Here is an 8223-nt window from a genome sequence, read left to right on the forward strand (position 1 = left end):
CTCATTATTGTAGTAAGGGGTCATGTCAGTATGGATCCTGGGCGGTCATCAGACGGACTTCGCCAGGAACTGGTGCCGGGATGATCGGGAATTCGGCGACCTGACCGAATCGGTCACGGCCGGAACCCTCGAAGACGCCGGGGTGGACGCCGCCGACATCGGCGTCATCCACGTCGGCAACGCCTTCGGGCAGCTGTTCACCCGGCAGGGCCAGCTCGGTGGCATGCCCGCCACCGTCCTGCCGGAATTCTGGGAGGTGCCCGCCGCCCGGCACGAAGCCGCGTGCGCCTCCGGCGGCGTCGCGCTGCTCGCCGCCATGGCCGACATCGAATCCGGCAGGTACGACTCCGCCCTCGTCCTCGGCCTCGAACTGGAACGCACCGTCTCCGGCGACGACGCGGCCGGGCATCTCGGCGCCGCCGCCTGGATCGGCCACGAGGGCGAGGACGCCCGCTTCATGTGGCCCTACATGTTCAGCGCCCTCGCCGACGAGTACGACCGCCGCTACGGCCTCGACGACGCCCACCTGCACGCCATCGCCGAGCTCAACTTCCGCAACGCCCGCGCCAACCCGAACGCGCAGACCCGTGGCTGGACCTTCACCGACGCCGGCTTCACCGACGACGACACCGCCAACCCGATCGTCGAAGGCCGGGTGCGCCGCACGGACTGCAGCCAGATCACCGACGGCGCGGCCGGGGTCGTGCTCGTCGGGGAACGATTTCTGGCCCGCTCGAAGGCGCCCAGGGCCAGGATCCAGGGTTGGGGTCACCGCACGGTCGGGCTGCCGCTCGCCCAGAAGCTGGCCCGCAGCGCGGCGGAGCCGTACGTGCTGCCGCACGTGCGCAACACCATTCTCGACGCCTTCGCCCGCGCCGGGATCCCCGGTGTGGACGCGCTCGACGGCATCGAGACTCACGACTGCTTCACCATGTCCGAATACGCGGCCATCGACCACTTCGGCATCACCGGGCCTGGCGAGAGCTGGAAGGCCGTCGAGAACGGCGACCTGGAGATCGGCGGGCGCATCCCCGTCAACCCCAGCGGCGGGCTGATCGGCGGCGGCCATCCGGTCGGGGCCACCGGGGTCAGGATGGTGCTGGACGCCGCCCGCCAGGTTACCGGACGGGCCGGGGCGTACCAGATCGAAGGGGCGCGCCGGTTCGGCACCCTGAACATCGGCGGCAGCACGACCACCACGGTCAGCTTCGTCGTCGGCAACGAGTAGAGGAGCACGTGCGTTGGACGTCGACGTCGTGGGGCGCGTCCTGTCGACCTTGCCGGAGGATGACGACCATCCGTACCGGACCGGGCCGTGGCGGCCGCAGACCACCGAGTGGCGCGCGGACGACCTGACGGTGGTCGGCGAGATCCCGGCCGACCTCGACGGCGTCTATCTCCGCAACACCGAGAACCCGGTGCATCCCGCGCTGGAGCGCTACCACCCGTTCGACGGGGACGGCATGGTGCACGTGATCGGGTTCCGGGACGGCAAGGCGTTCTACCGGAACAGGTTCGTCCGCACCGACGGGTTCCTGCTGGAAGCGGAGGCGGGCAAGCCGCTCTGGGCGGGCATCGCCGAACGGCCGGCCACGTCGCCGCGCGAGGACGGGTGGGGCGCGCGGGGGCGGATGAAGGACGCCTCGAGCACCGACGTGATCGTGCACGCGGGGGTGGCGCTGACCAGCTTCTACCAGTGCGGCGATCTCTACCGGCTGGATCCGCTGACGCTGGAGACCCTCGGCAAGGCCGGCTGGGGCGGCGACTTTCCCTACGCGTGCGGGGTGTCGGCGCACACGAAGGTCGATCCGCGCACCGGGGAACTGCTGTTCTTCAACTACGGCACCGACGAGCCGTACATGCACTATGGGGTGGTCGGCGCGGACGACCGGCTCAGTCACTACGTGGACATCCCGCTGCCGGGGCCGCGGCTGCCGCACGACATGGCGTTCACCGAGAACTACGCCATCCTCAACGACTGCCCGATGTTCTGGGAACCCGAACTGATGGCGCGCGGCCGGTACGCGGCCCGCTTCCACCCCGAACTGCCGACCCGGCTGGGCGTGATCCCGCGCAAGGGCACCAAGGTGCAGTGGTTCGAAGCCGACCCGACCTACGTCCTGCACTGGGTCAACGCCTACGAGGACGGCGACGAGATCGTGCTGGACGGCTTCTTCCAGGACGACCCCGAACCCAAGGACACCGGCGACGGCGGCTACTACCAGCGCATGTTCCGGTTCCTCGCGCTCGACCGCATGCAGACCCGGCTGCACCGCTGGCGGCTCAACCTGGTCACCGGCCAGTGCCGGGAGGAACGCCTGACCGACTCGATCACCGAGTTCGGCGTGCTCAACAGCGCCTTCGGCGGCCTCGACTACCGCTACGCCTACGCGGCCACCGGCGTCGAAGGCTGGTTCCTGTTCGACGGCCTGGTCCGCCACGACCTGCGCACCGGCGCCGAGGACCGGTTCGCGCTCCCGCCGGGCGTCTACGGCAGCGAACCCGCCATGGCCCCGCGTAACGGATCCTCGGCTGAGGACGACGGTTACATTGTTACGCTGACCACCGACATGAACGATGATCGCTCCGAGTGTCTGATCTTCGACGCGGCCCGGATCGCCGACGGCCCGATCGCGCGGATCGCGCTGCCGGAACGCGTCTCCAGCGGCACCCACGCCACCTGGGCGACCGGAGACAGCATCCCCGGCTGGCGCGCGGCGGACTCACCGGTCCAGGCCCTGCGGCTCTGACCACCCCCCGAGGGAGGGACACGTGCTCGTCCACCCGCCGGACCGGCCGACCGCCCTGCCCGCCGCCGGCGCCAACGCGATCGGCTTCACGCTCGGCCTGATCGGCGACGAGTGGAACCTCCTCATCCTGCGGTACGCGATGCTCGGCGTGCGCCGCTACGGCGGGTGGCGGGAGGCGCTGCCCATCTCGCACGCCGTGCTGACCCGGCGGCTGAGCAACCTCACCGACATGGGCGTCTTCGAGAAGGCCGAGTACGGGAGCCGGCGCCTCGAATACCGCCTGACCAAACGCGGCCGCGACCTGTGGCCGGTGCTGCTGTCGGTGTGGGCGTGGGAGGCGGCCTGGGTGCCGGACCACGTCGAGTCGCTGCCCGTCATGGTGCACCGGCGCTGCGGCGAGCCGTTCCTGCCGGTCCTGACCTGCGCGGCCTGCGCCAAGCCGGTGCGCCCCCGCGACGTCCACGGCGGATTCGGCCCGAGCGGCACCTGGGAACGGTCCGTTCCGGCCGCCACCACCCGGCGGCGCTCCACCGTCGCGGGCGCCGGCATGTTCCCGCAGACCATGACGCTCATCGGGAATCGCTGGTCGGCGGCGATCCTGGGCGCGTCCTTCCAGGGCCTGCACCGCTTCCGCGACTTCGAGCAGTGCCTCGGCGCGCCGCCGACGATCGTCGCGGAGCGGCTGCGGGTCTTCTGCGAGCTGGGCGTCTTCGAGCAGAGCCCGAGCGCGGAACGCGCCGACTGGCTCAGCTACCACCTCACCGAGAAGGGCCGGGCGTTCTTCCCCGTGGTCATCACCGCCATCGCCTGGGGACAGCGCTGGTATCGAGCTCCCGAAGGCCCCGCGATGGTGTACACGCACCCGGCCTGCGGCCAGGACTTCCACCCGCGACTCCGCTGTGACGGCTGCCTGGTGCCGTTGCGCGGCCACGAAGTCGCGGTGGAACGCCCGCCGGCAAGATCTCGACGCCCATCAGGTCCATGACCGCTTCTTCAGGTCGGAGCTGGTCAGCACGACCACGAGCAGGACCATCGCGAGCAGCACGCGTTCGCACAGGCCGGCGTACGGGAGCACCTCGGCGCCGGCGAATATCGCGGGGATGTGCGCGACCCCGTACACCGCGGCCATGCCGCCGGTGACCAGCGCGGCCGTCCGCAGCCGCCGGGTTCGCGCGACGAGCAGGGCGACGAGCGGGGGTACGGCCACCGCCACCGCCGCGCCGTACCGGTGGATGATCCCGCTCATGGTGAGCTCGGTTCCGGGCAGGTTCGTCGGAAACACCACCACTGCCACCAGCGAGGCTGCCCACAGCCCGAGCAGCGCGCGCACCACGCCGGGGCGGGGCGTGTGCCGGGCCGCGGCGGCCAGGAACCCGGCCGCCGCCACCAGCCCCGCGCACGCCACCCCGAGCAGGATCGCCCCGGCCGTGGTCGAGATGGTGTCGCTGAGCATCTGGTGCATCGGGTCCACCGTCCCGAAGGTGTGCAGGCCCACGCCGGCGGCGGCGGTCACCGCGACCGAGCCGATCACGCCCGGGTCGGCGGCGATCGCCGCAGCGGGACGGGTGCGGACTTCGACGCTCATGCGGACGTCGGCTTCGGGATCCGGGTCGGGACGACCTCGTGGTATATCGCTTCGAACGCGGCGATCGTGGCCCCGATATCGTGTTGCTCGGCGAGGACTCTGCTGCGCTTGCCCATCAGTTCGGCCCGCGTGTGGTCGGACAGTACCGCCACCAGCCGGTCGGCCAGCGTCGCCGAGTCGCCAGGTGGGAAAAGGTAGCCGTTGTGGTCATCGCGCACCAGGTGCGGCAGCGCCGTCGCGTTCGCACCCAGCACCGGCAGGCCGGACGCCATCGCCTCCAGGGTCACCAGGCTCTGCAGCTCGGCGGTGCCCGCGTTGACGAAGACGTCCGCGGCGGCGTACGCGGCAGGCAGATCCGCGTCGTCGACGAACCCGGTGAAGATCAGCCCGTCGGCCACATAGAGCCGCTCTGCCAGCGCCTCCAGCCGGCGCCGCTGGTCACCGATGCCGACCAGCATCAGCTGCGCGTCGGCGATTCGGCGGCGCACCGCGGGCAGGGCGCGCACCAGGACGTCCAGGTTCTTCTCCAGGTCCAGGCGCCCGACGTACGCGATGGTCGGTCGGTGCGGCACCCGGTACTTCAGCCGGAAGGTGGCCGCGGCGGTGCCGGTGCGGAAGCGGGACAGGTCCATGCCGCACGAGATCGGGCGTACCGGTCCGCGTACGCCGTGTGATTCGGCCAGCCCGGCGGCGTACGGCGTTGGCGCGGTCACCACGTTCGCGCCGTTGAAGACGCGCGCCGCGTCGGCCCACAGCCGGCGATTCACCCGCTCCAGCATCTTGCCGCGCAGCGGCAGGTAGTGCGACAGGTTCTCCGGCATGAAGTGGTTGGTCGCCACAACCGGGATACCGCGCTCGGCGGCCGCGGTGATCAGCGCCCGGCAGAGGAAGAAGTGGCTCTGCGCATGCACCACGTCCGGCCGGACGTGGTCGAGGATCCGGCCCGCGGCGGTGACCAGGCCGATCGGCGCGCAGAAGCGGAACCCTTTGCGCCGCAGCACCGGCAGCGACCGGACCCGGTGCTCGACGATCCCGTCGCGGTACACGATACGGTTCTCCGCCGTGGGGGCCGGCGCCACCACGTGCACCTCGTGCCGGGACGTCAGCGCGGCGGCCAGGCGCTGCGCGAAGTAGGAGGCGCCGTTGACGTCGGGGGCGTATGTGTCGGCCCCGATGAGGACCCGCATGGAGGTTTCTCCTTAACTCATCACTCGAAATCGGCGTCCGGCCCACCGCCGGACGAGAAGGTTGGCGAGCCCGACGGTCACCGCGAGGGCGAGGGTCAGGGCGATCGCGGTGGCGGGGGAATTGAGCAGGTCGGCGGCCTCCCGGCCGAACAGCACGCCGATGCCGAGCAGGACCGCGGCGCGGACGGCGCTGGCCGGGACGATCCAGGAGACGAACCGGCGGTACGGCACCCGGGCCAGTCCCGCCGCGAGGAAGGCGGGCACCGCGGTGATGTCCACCGCCTTGGCGCCGGCCACCACCCGCGGCAGGCTGCGGGTGACCGCCGCGGTCAGCCGGTCCTGGCGCTGTACGGTCAGCCCGAGCCGGCGCAGGATTCGGGCCACCCGTGGGCGGGTGCCGAACCGGCCGAGCACGTACATCACGCTGTCCCCGGCCACGTCGGCCGCGACCACGATCAGCAGGATCGGCCAGAACGTCGCCATCCCGGTGCCGACCAGCGAGCCGGCCAGCACCGTCGCGGCCGGGCCCTCGACCAGCACGAGCGGGCCGAGCAGCGCGTACGGGTGGTCGGACATCGCGGTCCAGAGCATCTGCGCCACATCCATGCCGAGGACTGTGCGGGCACGGCGCCGCGCGGGTCGTCGATCTCCGGTACCGTCGCGAGTACATCCGCGGTACCACTGGTGATACCTCCAGAGATCGACGTGACCTTTAGGTGCCCCTAGGTACGGTCGGGTCGTGGTGGATATCCGGAGGCGACACCCGTCGCCGACCCTGCTCTGGTGGTTCGGCACCGGAACGCTGGCCGCGGTCCTGCTGGCGGTCACGTTCGTGGTCACCGCGGCCGCCTACGACGTGCCCGTCCTGGTCGCCTTCGTGGCCGGTACGGCGCAGGCCGTCTCGCTGCCGCTGGCCGTAGCTCGCCCGATGCATGCGACCGCGCTGCAGTTCGGCTCGGTGATCGCCTTCTCGGTGACCGCCCCGGTCCGGCCGGAGATGACCTGGCCGCTGCCGATCCCCGGGATGATCGCGCTGATCCTCTTCGTCGGGGTGATCGCGGCGCGCCACTCCTGGCGGGCCGCGGTGGTGATCTGGTGGGGCAGTGTGCTGCTGCTGATCCTGCTGGCGCTGCTGGATCCGCGCGGCCGGACCATCGAGGATGCCGGCACCGCACTGGTCCTCTACATCACCAACTCGGTGCTGCTGGTGATCGCGGCGATGGTGCTGCGCCACGGGTCCGGGATCCGGCGTCAGCTGGCCGAGGCACGCCGCGACATCGCGGTGGAGCAGAGTCAGCGGGCGGTGGTCGAGGAGCGCACCCGGATCGCCCGGGAGCTGCACGACGTGGTGGCGCACAGCATGTCGGTGATCCACATGCAGGCCACCTCCGCGTCGTACCGGATCAAGGACATCGACCCGGAGTCCAGGGGCGAGTTCGCCCGGATCGCGGCCGGCGCCCGTTCGACCATGCGGGAGATGCGGCAGTTGCTGGCCCTGCTGCGCGACGAGAACGCGGATCCGTCGCTGGCGCCGGTGCCCGGGCTGGACCGGCTGGAGGAACTGGTGGAGTCGACGCGGCAGGCCGGCGTGCCGGTCGAGCTGTCGCGGCCGGACGAGGTCGATGTGCCCGACACAGTCGGCACGACCGCGTACCGGATCGTGCAGGAGTCGCTGAGCAACGTGATCCGGCACGCGCCGGGCGCCCGTACGCGCGTGGTGGTGGATCTGACGCCGGGGGCGCTGAAGCTGGAGGTGGTGAACGAGCCGCCGGGGGAGCCGCCGGGCGCGCCGGCCGCGCCGGGCGGGCACGGTCTGCATGGCATGCGTGAGCGGGTGCGGCTGGTGGGCGGATCATTGGAGACCGGGCCGGCCGAGGCGGGCGGCTACCGGGTGTACGCGAAACTGCCGAGGAGTGCCGAGTGATCCGCATCTTGATCGTGGACGACCAATCGATGATCCGGGTCGGTGTCCGCGCGATCCTCAGCTCGCAGGACGACATGACGGTGGTCGGCGAGGCGGAGAACGGCCGGGCGGGCGTCGAGCTCTACCGGCGTACGCTGCCCGACGTGGTGCTGATGGACGTGCGGATGCCGGTCCTGGACGGGTTGGCCGCCGCGCGGGCACTGCTCGGACCGGAGCGCGTCGAAGGCCATGAGCCGAAGGTGCTGATGCTGACCACGTTCGACCTGGACGACTACATCTACGAGGCGCTGCGGGTGGGCGCGAGCGGCTTCCTGCTCAAGGACAGCGAGCCGGAGGATTTGCTGCACGCCGTCCGGGTGGTCGCCGGCGGCGAGGCGCTGCTGTCGCCGAGCGTGACCCGCCGCCTGATCGAGAACTTCGTGGCCGCCCGCCCCCGCCCCAGCACCGGCTCGACGGCCCTGAACGGCCTGACCGACCGCGAGCGGGAGGTGCTACGACTGATCGCCCTGGGTATGTCCAACGCCGAGATCGCGGCAAGCCTGTTCATCGCCGAACCCACCACGAAGACCCATGTCAGCCGCATCCTGCAGAAACTGAGCCTGCGCGACCGCGCCCAGGCGGTGGTCTTCGGCTACGAGAACGGCCTGGTCACCCCGGGCAGCCGATGACCAGCCACACGTCCGCAGACGCCGTGAATGGCTCAAGAACGGCTCTCATCGAGCGTGAGATCTTTCTATATACTGCCTAATTTTGAAAGAAGATGGGCTATGGTGGTCG

Annotated in this window: 8 protein-coding genes; 5 read left to right on the forward strand and 3 right to left on the reverse strand. The window is 71.0% G+C overall.

Annotated elements, in window-relative coordinates:
* Nucleotides 1-22: 22 nt before the first annotated feature.
* The 3 genes from Aple_RS48950 to Aple_RS48960 are packed head-to-tail and all read left to right on the forward strand — an operon-like array spanning nucleotide 23 to nucleotide 3735.
* On the forward strand, nucleotides 23-1228 hold the full coding sequence (locus Aple_RS48950) for an acetyl-CoA acetyltransferase (RefSeq protein ID WP_155351657.1): 1206 nt from the start codon (nucleotides 23-25) through the stop codon (nucleotides 1226-1228).
* 13 nt (nucleotides 1229-1241) lie between these two features.
* The gene (locus Aple_RS48955; protein WP_155351658.1) at nucleotides 1242-2750 is read left to right on the forward strand and encodes a carotenoid oxygenase family protein; all 1509 of its coding nucleotides are present in this window, start codon (nucleotides 1242-1244) and stop codon (nucleotides 2748-2750) included.
* Between the two features lie 22 nt (nucleotides 2751-2772).
* Nucleotides 2773-3735, forward strand: coding sequence for a winged helix-turn-helix transcriptional regulator (locus Aple_RS48960; protein ID WP_155351659.1), 963 nt, complete (start codon nucleotides 2773-2775; stop codon nucleotides 3733-3735).
* Here the strand turns inward: Aple_RS48960 and Aple_RS48965 are convergent.
* Genes Aple_RS48965 through Aple_RS48975 form a run of 3 tightly spaced genes read right to left on the reverse strand, consistent with a single transcriptional unit; the run spans nucleotide 3724 to nucleotide 6128 of the window.
* Nucleotides 3724-4335: a DUF998 domain-containing protein gene (locus tag Aple_RS48965; protein WP_155351660.1), complete on the reverse strand. Its 612-nt coding sequence runs from the start codon at nucleotides 4333-4335 to the stop codon at nucleotides 3724-3726. The two genes, Aple_RS48960 and Aple_RS48965, sit on opposite strands and share 12 nt — an antisense overlap.
* Nucleotides 4332-5522: a glycosyltransferase gene (locus Aple_RS48970; protein ID WP_155351661.1), complete on the reverse strand. Its 1191-nt coding sequence runs from the start codon at nucleotides 5520-5522 to the stop codon at nucleotides 4332-4334. The genes Aple_RS48965 and Aple_RS48970 overlap by 4 nt, the downstream gene beginning before the upstream one ends.
* A gap of 12 nt (nucleotides 5523-5534) precedes the next feature.
* A complete protein-coding gene (locus Aple_RS48975) occupies nucleotides 5535-6128 on the reverse strand; it encodes a DedA family protein (RefSeq protein WP_155351662.1) in 594 nt (197 codons plus the stop codon).
* A 133-nt stretch (nucleotides 6129-6261) separates the two neighbouring features.
* On the opposite strand from Aple_RS48975, the gene Aple_RS48980 reads away from it, so the two are divergent.
* Both Aple_RS48980 and Aple_RS48985 read left to right on the forward strand, forming a co-directional pair.
* The gene (locus Aple_RS48980) at nucleotides 6262-7446 is read left to right on the forward strand and encodes a sensor histidine kinase (protein ID WP_155351663.1); all 1185 of its coding nucleotides are present in this window, start codon (nucleotides 6262-6264) and stop codon (nucleotides 7444-7446) included.
* Nucleotides 7443-8114: a response regulator gene (locus tag Aple_RS48985; protein ID WP_155351664.1), complete on the forward strand. Its 672-nt coding sequence runs from the start codon at nucleotides 7443-7445 to the stop codon at nucleotides 8112-8114. Before Aple_RS48980 ends, Aple_RS48985 begins: the two co-directional genes overlap by 4 nt.
* Nucleotides 8115-8223: the final 109 nt, after the last annotated feature.

This window comes from Acrocarpospora pleiomorpha (assembly GCF_009687885.1).
GTDB classification, from domain to species: domain Bacteria; phylum Actinomycetota; class Actinomycetes; order Streptosporangiales; family Streptosporangiaceae; genus Acrocarpospora; species Acrocarpospora pleiomorpha.

Excerpts from the sequence above, each read along its gene's own strand:
- Aple_RS48965 (WP_155351660.1), bottom strand. The coding sequence starts at position 4,335 with ATGAGCGTCGAAGTCCGCACCCGTCCCGCTGCGGCGATCGCCGCCGAC.
- Aple_RS48950 (WP_155351657.1), top strand. The coding sequence starts at position 23 with ATGTCAGTATGGATCCTGGGCGGTCATCAGACGGACTTCGCCAGGAAC.
- Aple_RS48970 (WP_155351661.1), bottom strand. The coding sequence starts at position 5,522 with ATGCGGGTCCTCATCGGGGCCGACACATACGCCCCCGACGTCAACGGC.
- Aple_RS48975 (WP_155351662.1), bottom strand. The coding sequence starts at position 6,128 with ATGGATGTGGCGCAGATGCTCTGGACCGCGATGTCCGACCACCCGTAC.